Origin of the sequence: Pleomorphomonas carboxyditropha, from assembly GCF_002770725.1 — a bacterium.
GTDB lineage: Bacteria > Pseudomonadota > Alphaproteobacteria > Rhizobiales > Pleomorphomonadaceae > Pleomorphomonas > Pleomorphomonas carboxyditropha.
The window spans coordinates 765,914-782,373 of record NZ_NQVN01000001.1 but is presented as its reverse complement, the minus strand read 5'-3'; the positions used below and the strand labels follow the sequence as shown (position 1 = coordinate 782,373).

Sequence of the window (16,460 nt, the reverse complement as noted above, 5' to 3'; positions counted from 1 at the left end):
ATGAGCGACGAGCCGGAACAAGACAGTAAAACCGAGGAAGCCACCCCAAAGAAGACCCAGGACGCCATCGAAAAGGGCAACATCGCCACCTCGCGCGAGCTGCCCGTGCTGTTCTCGCTCGGCGCCATGCTGATCGTCATGGTCTGGGTGATCGGCAGCGGCGCCGCCCGGCTGGCGGCGACCCTTCGCGGCTTCCTCGACAACCCCGGAGACGTCCGCCTTGAACAAGGTCAGGATGCCGTTCTGCTGCTCGACGCCGTCGGTCTCGAGATGGGCCGCTTCCTGGTGCCGGCCATCATCATGTTCGCCGTCGCCGGCCTTGCCGGCTCCTTCGTCCAGAACGTGCCGCAGGTGGTGTTCGACCGCATCAAGCCCGAGCTCAGCCGCCTGTCGATCGCCAAGGGCTGGAAGCGCGTCTTCGGCCTGCAGAGCGTCGTCGAATTCGGCAAGGCGCTGTTCAAGTTCGGCGCGACCGCCCTCGTGGTTTCGATCATTCTCAAAACCGAACAGCATCGGATGGTGAACGCCATGTTCTCCGACCCCGGCACCCTCGTCGACTCCACCGTCGGCATCGCCATCCACTTGCTCTCCGCCGTCTGCATCGCCACGGTGCTGCTGGTGGCCGCCGATCTCGTCTGGGCCCGCCTGCAATGGCGGCGCAACCTGCGCATGACCAAGCAGGAGGTGAAGGACGAGTTCAAGAACACCGAGGGCGATCCGCTGGTCAAGGCGCGGATGCGCTCGCTGGCCCGCGACCGCATCCGCCACCGCATGATGGCGAACGTGCCGCGCGCCACGCTGGTGCTTGCCAACCCCACCCACTATGCCATCGCGCTGCGCTACGTCTACGAGGAGGGCGGCGCGCCGGTGGTGCTGGCCAAGGGCCAGGACCTCGTCGCCCTGAAGATCCGCGAGATCGCCGAGCAGAACGGCATCCCGGTGGTCGAGGACAAATTGCTAACCCGGGCAATGTACGGTAAGGTGGAACTCGACCAGATGATCCCCGTCGAGTTCTACCGGGCCGTGGCGGAGATCATCTATCTGCTTCAGGTTCGGTCTTCCGACAGTCACCTGCCTGCCATCGTCAACGGCCACCCATGACGGATACGCGCAACGACCACCGTTCCCTCGCCCGGGAGAAGGCGATCGCCGAAGGCGTGAAAGACGTCGCCGCCGAGCTGCGTCTGATCGACATTGTCAATCTGGTGGTCTACATCCAGCTCGAAAAGCACGGCAATCTCGACGACCTCGTCGCCTCCTCGGTCGAGCTTTATTTCAAGCCCGACACGCTCCGCTACGGCTGGCGCGCCGCCGTCGACACCGACTGGTCGGGGCCGACCACGGTGACGCTCGACATGGAATTCCAGAACCAGGGCGTCACGGTGTTCTTCAGCCTGATCCTCGGTCCGCTGAACGCCGGCGTCGACATCCACTATTTCGCGGTCTCGGGCTCTTCGGGCGACCCGGAAGAGAACACCCGTCGCCTCGTCGACGCCATCGCCGACGCCCGCCTCGTTCCGATCGGCTGATCCGGCAAGCCGGCTGGCGGTTTTATCCCGGCATTTCCATCCCGTTGAATTGACGCATTTTCTCCACGCGATCCGCCGCCCGCTTCGCCCGAAAATGCTCTAAGACCAGCCTCAGGCAAGATTTCACCCTCATGATCCCTCTCGAACATTCGGAGGGATCGCCCTTGCAACCCATCCACCTCTTCGCTCTCGCCTCGCGGCAGGCCGACTGGCTGTCCGTCCGCCAGACGACCGTCGCGCAGAACGTCGCCAACGCCGACACGCCGAAATACCGCGCCGTCGACGTCGAGCCGTTCAGCGACGTCCTTTCCCAGACCCGCCTCGAACTCGCCGCCACCAATCCCGGCCATATGGCGCCGTCCGGCCTCGACGCCGCCGCGACCGACGTTCGCCGCGAGAAGGCCTGGGAGATCAGCCATTCCGGCAACTCGGTCAGCCTCGAACAGGAGATGATCAAGGCCGGCGACATCCACACCAGCTTCTCCCTCAACCGCAGCATCGTCGCCGCTTTCGGCCGCATGCTGACCTCCGCCGTGAAGGGCTGACCCGATGGACCAGCTGACCGCCGCTCTCAGGATTTCCGGATCGGGCATGCAGGCCCAGTCGACGCGCATGCGCGTCGTCTCCGAAAACCTCGCCAACGCCCAGTCGACCGGCCGCACCCCCGGCGCCGATCCCTATCGCCGCAAAACGGTGACCTTCGCCGAGGAAATCGACCACGCCATGGGAACGCCGGCCGTCGTCGTCAAGGACATCGGCGCCGACCGCAGCCCGTTCGAGGTGCGCCACGACCCCGGCAACCCCGCCGCCGACGCCAACGGCAACGTCAAGATGCCCAACGTCAACGTGCTCATCGAGCTCAGCGACCTCCGCCAGGCCAATCGCTCCTACTCGGCCAACGTCGAGGCGATCACCCAGGCCCGCTCCATGCTGACGATGAACATCGACCTCCTGAGGAATTCGTGATGCTGAACCCCATCTCCTCGCTCGACTTCAACCTCGACCGGCTGTCGCCGCCGACCGCCACCTCGGCCGTCCGCACCGCTGCGCCGGCCCAGGCCGCGACGTCGGCCGCCGCCGCGCCGGTCGACTTCATGGACGTGCTGGCCCAGGTGTCCGGTTCGGCCGTCGCCGATCTCAGGGCCGGCGAGGCCGCCTCGATCGCCGGCATGGAGGGCAAGATGAGCGTGCAGCAGGTCGTCGAGGCGGTGATGTCGGCCGAGAAGTCGCTGCAGACCGCCCTCGCCGTCCGCGACAAGGTCGTGTCCGCCTACCAGGAAATCGGCCGCATGGCCATTTGAGGAACCAGAGATGAAAGCGCTCGCCATCGCCGCCACCGGCATGACTGCCCAGCAGCTCAACGTCGAAGTCATCGCCAACAACATCGCCAACATCAACACCACCGCCTTCAAGCGGTCGCGCGCCGAATTCACCGACCTGCTCTACCAGACCCAGCGCATGCAGGGCGTGCCCAACCAGGGCGGCCAGTCGGTGATCCCCGAGGGCGTGCGGCAGGGGCTGGGCGTCCGCGCCGCCGCCATCCGCAACCTGCATCTGCAGGGCGGCCTGACGCTCACCGGCAACACCTACGACATGGCGATCGACGGCCGCGGCTGGTTCCAGGTCGACGGGCCGAACGGCGAAACGCTCTATACACGCGCCGGTGCCTTCAACAAGGACGCCGACGGCCAACTGGTCACGCTCGACGGCTACGCCGTGCAGCCGGCGATCATCGTGCCGACCGACGCCACCGACCTGACGGTCAACGAATCCGGCGAAATCTTCGCCACCGTGCCCGGCCAGGCGGCGCCGCAGTCGCTCGGCCAGCTATCGCTTGCCAACTTCACCAACGACGTCGGCCTCGAACCGATCGGCGGCAATCTCTATCGCGAGACGCTCGCCTCCGGCACGCCGGTCGTCGGCGTCCCGACCGATCCCGGCTTCGGCAAGATCCACCAGAAGTATCTCGAAGCCTCCAACGTCGATCCCGTCACCGAGATCACCGAGCTCATCTCCGCCCAGCGCGCCTACGAGATGAATTCCCAGGTCATCCAGGCGGCCGACTCGATGGCCGGCACCGTCTCGAACGGGCTGCGCTGACGCCGGAAAGGCTTTTCCATGAAACGCCTGCTGCTGCTCGCCACGTTTGCCTTCCTCGCCGCCGCGCTGCCGGCCGGCGCCCAGATGGTGTCGACGTTGCCGGTGCCCGGCATCACCATCTACCCCGGCGATCCGATCACCGAGGACATGCTGACGGAGCGGCGCTTCCGCCTGACGCGCGCCTCTCTCGAAGCGATCATCGCCGGTCGCGAGATGCTGGTCGGCAAGGTGGCGCGGCGCACGTTGCTGCCCGGCCAGCCGATCACCGTCAACGCCGTGGAAAATCCCAAGCTGGTGCGGCGCGGCGTGCCGGTGCGGCTCGTCTTCGTCGAGGGCGGGCTGACCATCATCACCTATGCCGAGCCGATGCAGTCCGGCAGCGCCGGCGAGGTGATCCGCGTCCGCAATACCGAATCCGGCACCGTCATCGTCGGCGTCGTCCAGGCCGACGGCAGCATCGTCGTAGGAAAGAGCTGATGCGTCTCCTTCTCGCCGGCCTCGCCGCCGGCTTTCTCGCCCTCCAGCCGGCCGCCGCCCAGGACGGCTCGCGGATGCCGATTACCCTCGATCCGCAGACCGGCGAGGTGGTCAGCGTCGTCGACGGTCCCCTGCCCTTTGCCGGCCGGGACGGACCGACGCTGCTCGCCGCCGACATGGCGCCGAATTCGCCCCTGCCGCCGCCTCCCACCGTGGCGCCGGTCGTGCCGCGAAGCGGACCGGAGCCGAGGGCGCCCAGCACGCCCGACACCATGGTGCACGCGCTGTCGCCGGGCGACGTACGCATCAAGGACATCGCCGCCGTCGAAGGCGTCCGCGAGAACCAGCTCGTCGGCTACGGCCTCGTCGTCGGCCTCCAGGGCACCGGCGACACGCTGCGCAACGCCGCCTTCTCCGAGCAATCGCTGCAATCGATGCTGGAACGGCTGGGCGTCAACGTGCGCGACAGCGCGCTCCGCACCCGCAACATCGCCGCGGTGATCGCCACCGCCGAGCTGCCGGCCTTTGCCGGCACCGGCTCGCGCATCGACGTCAACGTCGCCTCGCTCGGCGACGCCAGCTCGCTGCAGGGCGGCACGCTGATCATCACCCAGCTCGCCGGCGCCGACGGCGAGGTCTATGCCGTAGCGCAGGGACCGGTCGCCGTCACCGGCTACACCGCGGCCGGCATGGCGGAGAGCGTCCAGAAGGGCACCCCGACCGCCGGCCGCATCCCGAACGGCGCCTTGATCGAGCGCGAGCTCCAGACCAGCCTCGACGGTCTCGGCACGCTGACCTTCAAGTTGCGCAACCCGGATTTTCGCACGGCCGTCCGCATCACCGACGCCATCAACAGCTACAGCCGCCGCCGCTATGGCGCCGCCGTCGCCGAGGAGCGCGACTACCGCACCGTTGCGCTCGTCAAGCCGCGCGGCATGTCGGCGGCCCGCTTCATCGCCGAGATCGAAGGCCTGCCGGTGCGGCCGGACACGCCGGCCCGCGTCGTCATCGACGAGCGCTCGGGCACGGTGGTGATGGGCGCCGACGTGCGCATCTCGACGGTGGCCATCACCCACGGCAACCTCAGCATCCGCGTCACCGAAACGCCGGTGGTCTCGCAGCCGGAACCGTTCTCGGACGGCGAGACGGTGGTGCTGCCGCGCACCATGGTCGACGCCAGCGAAAGCGGCGGCAAGCTCGCCATCGTCGGCGGCACCGACCTGCAGACGCTGGTGCGCGGCCTCAACCAGATCGGCCTCAAGCCGACCGGCGTCATCGCCATCGTCCAGGCGATGAAGACCGCCGGCGCGCTCCAGGCGGACCTGGTGGTGCAGTGATGCCAGAAGGCATCGAAATGCCTCCCGGCATTCCGCTTGCCGGTTTCTCATGCCCTCGATGCAGATGAGACATCGGCAAAGACCTCGATGAGCGGATGCGTCGGTATCTCCGCGAATTGATATGAGATCGTCCGGCGGCGACCAGCCCCGCGCAAGACTGCGGTGCGATCCTCCGGGACATGAAATCAAGCACTGAAGGGGTTTCGGCATGACGTCGATCCGACGGCGCATTCTGTTTCGCCTGCTCGCTACGGCCATGACGGTCCAGCTTTGCCCGGTGATCGCGGCGGAGACGGAGACGAAGACGGTATCGCCCGTCGAAACCGCGGCCACCAGCCACTCGGGTCTCGAAATGCGGGCGCTCACCGAAGAGGCACGCCAGTATTGCGTCAACATCCGCGACGTCGCCGCCGATGCCCGCTACGCCTGGCAGAAATCGACCCTGGAAGCGCTCGACAAACGCCTCGCCGAGCGGATCGCCGCCCTCGAGGCGAAGCGGGCCGAATACGAGGCCTGGCTCAAGAAGCGCGAGGATTTCCTCGCCGCCGCCCGCGACGACGTGGTGGCGATCTACGCCAAGATGCGGCCGGAGGCCGCAGCCGGCCAGCTCACCGCCCTTGACGACGATATGGCCGCCGCCGTGCTCGCAAGGCTCAACGCGCGCGTCTCCAGCGCCATTCTCAACGAGATGGAGCCCGCCCGCGCCTCCCAGCTCGCCAGCGCACTCGCCGGCATGACCGAGCTGTCCGCCAAAGGAGATACCCCTTGAAGCGCGCCCTGCTTCTCATTGCCGGCCTGGCACTCGCCGGCTGCAATACGACCAACGACCTCAATACGGAACCGACCATGTCGCGGGTCGGCGCCGCGCTGCCGCTCAACGCGCTGGCGCCGGAGCCGGTCATGTTCCGCGACCCCAACTCCACCTACGTTCGTGGCGGGGAAAGTCTTTTCCGCGATTCCCGCGCCCACCAGGTCGGCGATGTCCTCACCGTCGTCATCCGGATGGACGACAAGGCCGAGCTCGACAATTCATCGGAGCGTTCCCGCGTGTCCAGCGCCGGCATCGGCGCCGGCTTCGGCTTTTCCGTCGACGGCGACGGCTCGGACGCCAGCTTCGACGGCAGCGTCAATTCGGACTCCCGCTCGACAGGCAAAGGCGCCGTCGAACGCTCCGAAGAGATCAACGTGACGCTCGCGGCCGTGGTCACCAGCGTTCTGCCCAACGGCAACCTGATCATCTCCGGTTCGCAGGAAATGCGTGTCAACTTCGAGATGCGGGTCGTCAATATCCAGGGCATCGTTCGTCAGCGGGACATTTCCGGCAACAACGTCGTGCCCTACGAGAAGATTGCCGAGGCACGCATTTCCTATGGTGGCCGTGGCCGGCTGACCGAAGTGCAGCAGCCAGGTGTTCTCCATCAGCTTTACGATCGCGTAGCTCCCTTCTGAGAGACAGCATGGTCAAGCTTCCGTCCCCCCCTACCCGCGAGCCGGCACCACCCGAGGTCGATACCGAGGTGCGCCGACTGCCGCGGCCCGAACGCGGCCTCGTGCTGAAGCCGGCACTCTTCCTGACGGTGCTGGCTATGGCAGCCGGCCTCGGCCTCGGCACCCATCTCGTCCACTACGCCCAGATCGCCGACGCTGCCAAACAGCAGGGCACGGTCACGACCGGCGAAAGCGATCCACGGACATCCCGGCTCTATCGCCTGAAGCCGATCGTCACCAATCTCACCGAGCCTGCCAACGTGTGGTTGCGTCTCGACGCCGCGATCGTCTTCGCGGACGAAATGCCCAACTCTGAGATCATCTCTGCGAAAATCTCGGAAGATCTCCTCGCCTTTCTGAAGACGCTGAAGATCGGGCAGCTCGATGGCGCCACACAGCTTCAGCACTTGCGCGAAGACCTCAAGGATCGCGTTGCCATCCGTTCGGGAGGCGATGTGAAGGATCTCATCATCGAAAGTCTGGTCGTCCAGTGAAGAAACCTCTGCTCGTCGGTCTTCTGTCGATCGCTCCCTTGCTCGTCATGAGCGCGCCGGCACTCGCCCAGATCCCCGGTCTCGACGCCGGGATTCCCGACCTCAGTTCGCTGATCCCCTCTGGCGAGGGAACGGCTTCCGGTCGCATTGTCCAACTGGTTGCGCTCCTGACGGTCCTGTCGGTGGCGCCTGGCCTGTTGATCATGGTGACGAGCTTCACCCGCATCGTCGTCGCCCTGTCCTTCCTGCGCTCGGGTATCGGTCTGCAAACGACGCCGGCCAACCTGATCCTGATCAGCTTGGCGCTTTTCATGACCTTCTACGTCATGGCACCGACTTTCGACCGGGCCTGGACCGACGGCGTGCTGCCACTGACCCGCAACGAGATTTCCGAAGAGGTCGCTTTCGAAAAGATCTCGAACCCTTTCCGCGACTTCATGGCCCAGCGCGTCCGAGACAAGGATCTAAAGCTGTTCGACGACCTCGCCGCCGAGCATCTCGGTATCAAGTCGGACGGCGGTGTGACACCACTCAGGGTATTGATCCCTGCCTTCATGATCTCCGAACTTCGGCGCGGTTTTGAAATCGGCTTCCTGATCGCCCTGCCCTTCCTGGTGATCGACATGATCGTGGCGACGCTCACCATGTCCATGGGCATGATGATGTTGCCGCCGACCGTGCTGTCGCTCCCCTTCAAGGTTCTGTTTTTCGTGCTGATCGATGGATGGAACATGCTGATCGGCGGCTTGGTCCGTTCGTTCTTCTAGCCAGATTCGTTTTCGGCCAGTAAGGCCCGCTCCACTCTCGGAGCGGGCTTTTGCATTTCGGCACAAGCATTTCCGCCCTGGAAAGCGGTCCAAAAGCCACCTCGCGGCGCGTCAGCTTCGCGCAAGCCTCATCGGCCAGAGTGAAGCCATGGCAGGTTGGATCGCTCAGCGAACCAAGAGGATCCAAGGGCATGATGCCGCTCCTGCCATCCCGGTGAAAACCCGGAATGTCCCATCTCACTAATCCACAAAAGGGACATACGAAAATGGCCAGCCTTCTGACCAATGCTGCGGCAATGACCGCCCTCCAGACCCTCTCGAACACCAGCAAGTCGCTCGACACGACGCAGAACCGCATTTCCACGGGTATGCGTATCTCGACCGCCTCCGATGGCGCCGCCTACTGGTCGATCGCCACGACCATGCGCTCCGACAACAAGTCGCTGTCGGCCGTGCAGGACAGCCTTGGTCTTGCCGCTGCGACTGTCGACGTGCAGTACACCGCTCTCACATCGACGGTTGATCAGCTGACCGAGATCGGCAAGCTGCTGGTTTCCGCCAAGGAGCCGGGCGTCGACCTGGGCAAGATCCAGAAAGAAATCAAGACCCGCCTCGACCAGATCCAGTCGGTTGCCTCGTCCTCGGTGTTCAACAGCGAGAACTGGCTGGCCGCCGATCCGGCCGCTGGTACCCAGAAGCAGTTGGTGGCATCCTTCTCGCGCGTTGGCTCGGCCATCACGATCGAGACCGTCAACTACGACATCGCGGGCAGCCTGCTGTATGATACGGCCGCCGCTGGCGCCACTGGCATCATGGACAAGGCTTCCATCGTCGGCCTGACCACGGCCGGCGCGAGCTCCGATAACTCGATCGCCAAGATCGACATCTCCGCTCTGACAGCCGCGACCGAAGCCGACCGCCAGGGTGACCTGACGAAGCTTATCACTGCTGTCAACACGCAGTTGAACGGCCTGACCGACGCCGCCTCCAACCTCGGCGCCCTCAAGACCCGTCTCGACACGCAGAAGGACTTCGTGAAGGCGCTCACCGATGCCATCGACCGCGGTGTCGGCCAGCTCGTTGACGCCGACATGAACGCTGAATCGACGCGCCTCCAGGCGCTGCAGACTCAGCAGCAGCTCGGCATCCAGGCGCTGTCGATCGCCAACTCCAACAGCCAGAACATTCTGTCGCTGTTCCGCGGCTGAGCGAACACCACCCGCTCGAAGTCGCAAGGAAGCCACGCCCTCCGGGGCGTGGTTTTTTCTTTAGAGGCAATGCTCGCGCAAGTTTGCCGAACGACACTGAGTCCTAGACGACCCAGCCGCTCGCCGGCTTCGCCCCCTGACGCAACGGACCGCATCGAGATCGACAGATGACCGCTCGCGAACACGCCGAAACCCTCTGGATCAACCTCCTCGACCTCGGGCCGCGGCGACTCGCCGCGCTTGCGATGGTCGCAGTCACCATGATGGCGCTGGTCGCCGGCTCGGCCTATTACCTGAGCCGCCCGCAATTCACCGTGCTTTATACCGGCCTTGAGAACGGTGACGCGTCGCGGATCGGTTCGGCACTGACTGATGCCGGCATTTCCTTCGATGTCAGCGCCGATGGCGGCACCGTCTACGTAACGCCGGCCCAGACCTCGCAGGCGCGCATGCTGCTGGCCGAGAAAGGGCTGCCGCGGAGCGCTGCCGCCGGCTACGAGTTGTTCAACGAGCTCGGTTCTCTCGGTCTCACGTCCTTCATGCAGGAGGTGACGCGCGTACGGGCACTCGAAGGCGAACTCGCCCGCACCATCCAGACCATGAAGGGTGTCAAGGCGGCCCGAGTCCATATCGTCCTGCCCGATCGCGGATCCTTCCGCCGCGACCAGCAGCCACCGTCGGCCTCGGTGATCATCCGGACCGACGTGCCTGACGACGTGCGGATGGCCGAGGCGATCCGCCAATTGGTCGCCGGCGGCGTACCCGGACTTGGAGTCGATCACATTACCGTCCTCGATACCGAAGGCAGCGTGCTCGCCTCCGGTGAGGACGCAACGACGCTGCCCGGCAGCAAGACCAACCGCCTGGAGCGCACCGTGGCCACCGGCATCGAGGCCAACATTCGTCATGCGCTGACGCCCTACCTCGGTTCGGAGAATTTCCAGATCAGCGTCGCCGCCGAGCTCAACACCGACCGCACGCACACCAACCAGACCCTGTTCGATCCGGAATCGCGTGTCGAACGCTCGGTACGCACCGTGCGAGAGAGCGGCAATTCGCAAAACTCCAGTCAGAATCCACCGACCACGGTCGAACAAAATCTGCCGGAGGAGACCGTCCAATCTGCCGACGGCGGCGATCACTCCACCGAGGAAAACCAGCGCCGCGAAGAGCTGACCAACTACGAGATCTCCACTACCACCAAGGAAGTGATCAGTGACGGCTATCAGGTGAAATCGCTGTCGGTTGCCCTCATAGTCAACCGCGCCCGTATCGCCCAGTCGCTCGGTGAAAACCCCACCGCCGAGGCGATCGACGCCCGCGTGAAGGAAATGAGCAACCTCGCTGCCTCTGCCGCGGGCCTTAACCAAGGTCGTGGCGACCACATCCAGGTGACGGCCGTCGACTTCACTGACAATTATGCCGACATGCAGCCGGTACCGCCGCTGACCTTCAAGGACGTGTTGCTGCGTCAGGCTGGAACCGTCGTTAACGCGGTCGCCATCCTTGCCGTCGCATTGCTGCTCATCTGGTTCGGCCTGCGGCCGGCGATGAACGCTCTTCTTCCGCGTCTCGAGACCAAGACCGAGGAGACGGAAGCAACGGCTGCGCTGGCCGACGCTTCCAGCGAGGCGGTTGCCTCCCTCGCCGGTGCCAGCCAGGCGGCGCTTCCAAGCGGCGAAGGTGCCGGGAACATGCAGCACCTGATCGAAGACATGAACGCCCGCATGCGCAACTCGCCGCTCAAGGTGCTGGAACAGCTCGTCGAGATGGACGAGGAACAGGCAGCCAGCATCCTCCGGCAGTGGATGAGTGAAGAGGAGGCTGCCTGATGCTCCGCTCGGCCATCGACGTCCTCGCCATCTTCGATCTCGAAAGGCCAGATCCGCCGCCGGTGAAGCTTGAAGCCGAACCGCCGATCGAACCACTCGGCTACTCCATTGCCGAAGAAATCGAGCGCCGGGTGGCTGAGGCGGTTGCCGCTGTAAGAGCTGAAGAGCGAGCCGACGCCGAGTGGCAATTGACCGAGGCACTCGCCGAACAGGCAAGAACGCTGCAAGCCGAACACGAGGCTTCTCGGAAAGCCTGGGTCGAAGAGCAGTCCGAACGGATCGCGGCGGCTATCGACGGGCGGTTCGTATCGCTTGGCGAACAGCTCGGCGTCGCGGCGGCCCGCGCCCTCAGGCCGTTTCTCGTCGAACGAATGGTCGACCGATCGGTCGCCGACCTTAACGACTGCATCGAGCGTCTGTTGTCCGACGGCACCGCGCCGTCCCTTGAGATCACAGGTCCAGCCGACCTGCTCGATCGATTGGCCGAAAGACTGGACCAACACGCCGCTGCCATCACTTTTCGCCCCGATGACCGCTCCGATATCGTCGTGACGGCGGGCGAGACACTGATCGAAACCCGCCTCCGGGAATGGGTTGCACGTCTCCTTCCCATTGAAGAGTAAGCACCATGAGTGCCGAGCCCCAGGAAATCATTTTCGTCCGTCGGTCGCTGCATCGCAGAACCGAGGCGCCCCAACACGGCGTCTGGAAGATCGCTTACGCCGACTTCATGACGGCGATGATGGCTTTCTTTCTGGTGATGTGGCTGATCAACGCAACGGATCAGAAGACACGCGAGGCGGTCGCCAGCTACTTCAATCCGATCAAGCTTGCGGAGGCGACCGTCGACAAGAAAGGCCTGCGCGACCCCCTCGAAACGGAAAAAGAGGGGGATCCCAGCGGCAAGGACCAGCGGTCGTCCGTCAAAAGCGTCGACGACACCCTTGAGGGATATAGCCAGACGCTCGACAGACCGAACGAGCGAAAGCCGCGCTACTCGGAGGCTGCGCTGTTCGAAGATCCCTATGCGGTATTGGCCGCCCTGGTCGCCGGCTCGGAACCCGATCAGTCAGCCGACAATGTCGGTGCCTTCGAGACGCTCGGCCAGTCAGGCGAACCAGGCCTGAATGGCGGCAATGCCCAGCGAGATCCCTTCGACCCGGTCTATTGGAAAATGTCGCACAAACCGGTACCGCAGGATGGCGACGAGACCGGCGGCAGCGATATCGTGGCCGATAAAGCCTCTGATACGCCGGCCGAAGCGCCGCCCGCCGCCGTCGCAAAGATCGAGGCCAAACAAACCATCCCACCCATTCCCATCGCCAAGCCGCCCGTCGACAGTCTGGAAAAACCCGCGGAAGCCGTGGCGGCGGCGCCTCAGACGCCTACAGCCTCTCCTGCCGAGACCAAAGACAGTCAAGCCGTGGCCAAACCGTCCACGCCTGACCGGACCTCGCCGGCCGTCAGCAAACCGGATAAATCGTCGACTGTCAGCGAGCCGGACAAACCGGCGGTTGTCGGCTCCGAAAAACCGATGGATATCGACTCGGAGAAGCCTGTATCCGCTCCGCCTCCGGCTTCGGTTGTGGTCGCCGGGACCAAGGGAGGCGCCGACGCGAAAGCGCTCGGCCGCGACATCCAGACCGCCGTCGGCAACATCGGTCCAACACCGGGCATCGAAGTCAGTGCCGCTCCAGAGGGGCTCCTGGTGACGCTGATGGACGAACGGAAATTCGGCATGTTCGCCGTCGGCTCGGCCGAACCGGAACCCGAACTCATCCGCACCATCGACGCCATCGGAAAACTCATCGAAGAGCGGCCCGGCAGGATCGTCGTGCGCGGCCATACCGATGCCCGGCCGTTCCACAGCAAGGACTATGACAACTGGCGCCTGTCCACCGCACGTGCCCACATGGCCTATTACATGCTGGTCCGTGGCGGCGTGCCCGAAGCGCGCTTCGAGAAGATCGAGGGCTATGCGGATCATTGGTTGAAAAACGCCAGCGACCCCGAAGCGCCGGAGAACCGCCGCATCGAGATCCTGATCCGGGAGACGCCAACATGATCTGCCGCGTCCTTCTCCTCGTTTCTCTGCTGGCCACCGGCCCCGTCGCCGCCGCTGACCTGACGGCCGATGACATTGCTCCCTTCGAAATGGTGCGCGCACTTCAGACGTTGCAAGCGCAGATCGCCACCGGCAACGCCACCGCCGTTGCCGCTCAGCGCGAGTTGCTCCGGGTCATGGAGGAAAAGTTCCTGGCCGACGATCCCGCCGTCTGGCGCGACGGGCGCAATGCACGCGCGGCTGTCACCTTCACGCTTTCCGGTGGCAGCCCCAGACTGATGCGCGGCCTCCTCGCCCTGACGCCGCCAATCGCCGTCGATGCCGATCTCGCCGCCGGGGCGCTCGCCTATATCGAAAACCGGGAAGACGAGGCCCGCAAACGGTTGCTGCCGCTTGACGCTCGCACCCTGCCCATGTCGCTTGGGGGGCAGGTGGCTCTGGTTCAGGCCGGTCTTGTCGCCCGCGAGGATCTCAATAAGGCCATCCACCTGCTCGACGATGCTCGCCTGCTGATGCCCGGCACCCTGGTGGAAGAGGCAGCCTTGCGCCGCGAGGTGTTCCTGGTTGCGCAGACCGGCAATCTCGATCGTTTCGAGTTTCTGTCTCGCCAGTATCTGCGCCGTTTCGGCACCTCCATCTATGCTGAGGATTTTCGCCAGCGCTTTGCCACGGCCATCGCCAGGCTCGGCATTGCCGATGGTGACGATCGCTTTCCTCGCCTTGAGGCGATCCTGAAGTCTTCCGATCCGGAGAACCAGCGAGCGCTGTTCCTTCAGCTCGCCCAGGCCGCCGTCGTACATGGCAAGCTCGGCACGGCGCGTTCGGCAGCGGCCGACGCGGCGAAGCTGGCGCCATTGGGCGGCGGTGACGCCATGCGAGCCAGCCTTTACGACGCAGCGGCATCGATCACCGTCGGCAAGGACATCGACGAGGTACAAAAGCGCCTGACCAGCCTCAATCACCGTCAGCTCGGCCGGCGTGACGCCGACCTTCTGGATGCTGCCATCGCAGTTGCTGCCGCCGTCGGCGAGAGGCCCGTGGCGCCAATCCCACTTGAGCCGGTGACCGTCGTCGCTGCCGATACAAAGCGCGGTGACAACTGGGTAACCGGCACCATGCGCACCGCCGAAACGGACCTTTCGATCGCAGATGACCTCCTCGAAAAGGCAAACGGCCCATGACCAGGATAGATACTCCGCTCGCAGCCTCGCTCCCCGACAAATCGGGCGACAAGACCGTCAGCAAAGCCGCACCAAAGGATGGCGACAGCCGGCAGGCCGCTTTCCGCTCCCTGTTGAAGCAGCTCGGCAATCACGAGAAAACCGCCTGCGGCGCATCCGACAAGGAAGCAAAAGCGCTTCCTGGCGCTGCCGCCAAGCATGACCTGCCGGGCATTCGCAACCGAGCCGGGTCCAAGGATGACAAGGCGAACGCAATGCCGGAGGCTGGTGATGCTTTGCAAGGCACGGAGCCCTCGGCAGGCACCGAGCCGGTGCTTGCCTGGCAGACCATTTTCGGAAGCGGCGCGTCCGACCATCCGGCACAGCCTGTCGCGCCCATGGATCTCTCGGCGCTCGTTTCGCCCCCTACGGAAGATGGCGACATGCCGGTCACCTCGCCGGAGAAGCCTGTTCACCTCGCTGACCGCCTCGGTCGGCCGTCGAGCGTCGAGCTGCCCACCACCACCAGCCTCGACCTCGCTCGCAGCAACGCGGTCGATCCCGCGGCCGGCGACGCAGTAGATCCCTTTGCTGCGTTGTCTTCGCTACTGGACCGGGCGAGCGACACCACCGCCACCGAACCGGAAACGACGGATCTTGCCCCCATCAAGATGTCGATCGTTACCCGCGAGACGCATTTCGAACCGGTGGCACGCCTGTCGCCCATACAGCAGATCGCCACGGCCGTTGGTGAAGAGCTGGTTACGGTTGCCGAACCAGCCCCAGCGGAAACCGCGTCACAGGCGGCCGAGCCATCGCGGCATTCCGCCGGACCGCTCAAGGTGCTGCATATCAAGCTCGAACCGGAAGACCTCGGGGCTGTCGTGCTCAAGATGCGGCTCGTCGACAAGTCGCTGGAACTCGAAGTGGTGGCTTCCCGCCAGGAAACCGCCGATCTCCTGGCCAAGGACCGCGACATGTTGACGCGGACACTGAGGGGGGCCGGCTACACGGCCGACGTCATCGCCATTACCACCTCGACTGCACCCGACGCCGGCCAGATGACCGGCGATAACCGGAGCGGCACCCAGGCGTCGTCCGGCCAGACCGGCTCACAGACGGGCGGCGATCGAGGCTCAAACGATCCCGCGAGCGGTGGCGGCAAGATGCCTGCCCGTTCGCAGCCGATGGAAGGAGCAATCCATGAAGAAAGCAGCGCTGGCGGTTCTAGCGGCGATCTTTATCTGTAGCTCCCTCGCCCGCGCGGCAGCCGAGGAACTGACCATCTGCGAGCGTGAGATGCGGGCGGCCGCCGACGAATTCGGCATTCCGCTCGGCGTCCTCTATGCCGTCGGCATGACCGAGAGCGGGGGAAAGAAAGGCCTGCAGCCCTTGGCTATGAACATTGCCGGCAAGCCCTATGTGGCTTCAAGTCTTTCCGATGCTCTCGACCGCTTCGAAACGGAACGGGCACGCGGCGTCAGGCTCATCGATCTCGGCTGCATGCAGATCAACCACCATTACCATGGTGGACGCTTCGCCTCGGTGACCGAGATGTTCGATCCGCACAAGAACGTCCAATACGCTGCCCGCTTCCTCAACGAGCTCCACGACCGTCACGACACCTGGACCATGGCCGTCGCCCGCTATCACGCGGGACCGAACAACAATCCGGCACAGAAACAATACGTCTGCCTTGTTATCGGCAACATGGTGCGCGCCGGCTTCGGTGAATGGACAGCCAACTCGGCCGCTTTTTGCGGCCGGAAGCCGAGCTGAGAAATAAGTAAATCCCCAGACGGATCGCGCGACAGGCTTGACCGGAAAACCGATCGGCGTATACATGAATCACATTATGAATACAAAATGAACTACATTGAAAATATTGCATAATTTTATGGAATTTTTCGATACTTAATTGCGGCGTTTGTCATACAAATTCGAATGGTAGCGTTTCCATATACATAATGACAAACTCAGAAGCATGCCAGATACATGCTGCA

The 16,460-nt window shown here is 64.4% G+C and carries 19 protein-coding genes; all 19 read left to right on the top strand.

The window, feature by feature from the left end:
• The 19 genes from flhB (at position 1) to CJ014_RS03660 (ending at position 16,236) form a co-directional block, all read left to right on the top strand.
• Positions 1–1,101 (top strand): flagellar biosynthesis protein FlhB, encoded by a 1,101-nt coding sequence (gene flhB, locus CJ014_RS03750; protein ID WP_100079139.1) that lies wholly within the window; start codon positions 1–3, stop codon positions 1,099–1,101.
• On the top strand, positions 1,098–1,529 hold the full coding sequence (locus CJ014_RS03745; protein ID WP_100079138.1) for a hypothetical protein: 432 nt from the start codon (positions 1,098–1,100) through the stop codon (positions 1,527–1,529). Before flhB ends, CJ014_RS03745 begins: the two co-directional genes overlap by 4 nt.
• Before the next feature lie 164 nt (positions 1,530–1,693).
• Entirely contained in the window at positions 1,694–2,074 is a 381-nt protein-coding gene (flgB, locus tag CJ014_RS03740) for a flagellar basal body rod protein FlgB (RefSeq protein ID WP_100079345.1), read from the top strand.
• 4 nt (positions 2,075–2,078) lie between these two features.
• Positions 2,079–2,495, top strand: a complete 417-nt coding sequence (gene flgC / locus CJ014_RS03735) for a flagellar basal body rod protein FlgC (protein WP_100079137.1) — start codon at positions 2,079–2,081, stop codon at positions 2,493–2,495.
• Positions 2,495–2,830, top strand: coding sequence for a flagellar hook-basal body complex protein FliE (gene fliE, locus CJ014_RS03730; RefSeq protein WP_100079136.1), 336 nt, complete (start codon positions 2,495–2,497; stop codon positions 2,828–2,830). Before flgC ends, fliE begins: the two co-directional genes overlap by 1 nt.
• Before the next feature lie 10 nt (positions 2,831–2,840).
• Positions 2,841–3,629 carry a flagellar basal-body rod protein FlgG gene (flgG, locus tag CJ014_RS03725; RefSeq protein WP_100079135.1) on the top strand — a complete coding sequence of 263 codons (789 nt, stop codon included), beginning with the start codon at positions 2,841–2,843 and terminating at the stop codon, positions 3,627–3,629.
• 18 nt (positions 3,630–3,647) lie between these two features.
• Entirely contained in the window at positions 3,648–4,106 is a 459-nt protein-coding gene (gene flgA / locus CJ014_RS03720; RefSeq protein WP_100079134.1) for a flagellar basal body P-ring formation chaperone FlgA, read from the top strand.
• Positions 4,107–4,378: 272 nt separating this feature from the next.
• Entirely contained in the window at positions 4,379–5,443 is a 1,065-nt protein-coding gene (gene flgI / locus CJ014_RS03715; protein ID WP_100079344.1) for a flagellar basal body P-ring protein FlgI, read from the top strand.
• 208 nt (positions 5,444–5,651) lie between these two features.
• On the top strand, positions 5,652–6,212 hold the full coding sequence (locus tag CJ014_RS03710; protein WP_100079133.1) for a MotE family protein: 561 nt from the start codon (positions 5,652–5,654) through the stop codon (positions 6,210–6,212).
• Positions 6,209–6,892 carry a flagellar basal body L-ring protein FlgH gene (locus CJ014_RS03705; RefSeq protein WP_100079132.1) on the top strand — a complete coding sequence of 228 codons (684 nt, stop codon included), beginning with the start codon at positions 6,209–6,211 and terminating at the stop codon, positions 6,890–6,892. Before CJ014_RS03710 ends, CJ014_RS03705 begins: the two co-directional genes overlap by 4 nt.
• Positions 6,893–6,900: 8 nt before the next feature.
• Positions 6,901–7,425, top strand: a complete 525-nt coding sequence (locus tag CJ014_RS03700) for a flagellar basal body-associated FliL family protein (protein WP_100079131.1) — start codon at positions 6,901–6,903, stop codon at positions 7,423–7,425.
• Positions 7,426–7,472: 47 nt separating this feature from the next.
• Positions 7,473–8,192 carry a flagellar type III secretion system pore protein FliP gene (fliP, locus tag CJ014_RS03695; RefSeq protein WP_100079343.1) on the top strand — a complete coding sequence of 240 codons (720 nt, stop codon included), beginning with the start codon at positions 7,473–7,475 and terminating at the stop codon, positions 8,190–8,192.
• 266 nt (positions 8,193–8,458) lie between these two features.
• Positions 8,459–9,400 carry a flagellin N-terminal helical domain-containing protein gene (locus CJ014_RS03690; protein WP_100079130.1) on the top strand — a complete coding sequence of 314 codons (942 nt, stop codon included), beginning with the start codon at positions 8,459–8,461 and terminating at the stop codon, positions 9,398–9,400.
• 167 nt (positions 9,401–9,567) lie between these two features.
• Positions 9,568–11,232 (top strand): flagellar basal-body MS-ring/collar protein FliF, encoded by a 1,665-nt coding sequence (fliF, locus tag CJ014_RS03685; RefSeq protein ID WP_100079129.1) that lies wholly within the window; start codon positions 9,568–9,570, stop codon positions 11,230–11,232.
• Positions 11,232–11,855, top strand: a complete 624-nt coding sequence (locus CJ014_RS03680; RefSeq protein WP_100079128.1) for a hypothetical protein — start codon at positions 11,232–11,234, stop codon at positions 11,853–11,855. Before fliF ends, CJ014_RS03680 begins: the two co-directional genes overlap by 1 nt.
• 5 nt (positions 11,856–11,860) lie before the next feature.
• A complete protein-coding gene (locus tag CJ014_RS03675; protein ID WP_100079127.1) occupies positions 11,861–13,297 on the top strand; it encodes a MotB family protein in 1,437 nt (478 codons plus the stop codon).
• Positions 13,294–14,478, top strand: coding sequence for a chemotaxis protein (locus CJ014_RS03670; protein WP_100079126.1), 1,185 nt, complete (start codon positions 13,294–13,296; stop codon positions 14,476–14,478). Before CJ014_RS03675 ends, CJ014_RS03670 begins: the two co-directional genes overlap by 4 nt.
• Positions 14,475–15,707, top strand: a complete 1,233-nt coding sequence (gene fliK, locus CJ014_RS03665; protein WP_100079125.1) for a flagellar hook-length control protein FliK — start codon at positions 14,475–14,477, stop codon at positions 15,705–15,707. Before CJ014_RS03670 ends, fliK begins: the two co-directional genes overlap by 4 nt.
• Positions 15,661–16,236, top strand: coding sequence for a transglycosylase SLT domain-containing protein (locus tag CJ014_RS03660; RefSeq protein WP_100079124.1), 576 nt, complete (start codon positions 15,661–15,663; stop codon positions 16,234–16,236). The genes fliK and CJ014_RS03660 overlap by 47 nt, the downstream gene beginning before the upstream one ends.
• Positions 16,237–16,460: the final 224 nt, after the last annotated feature.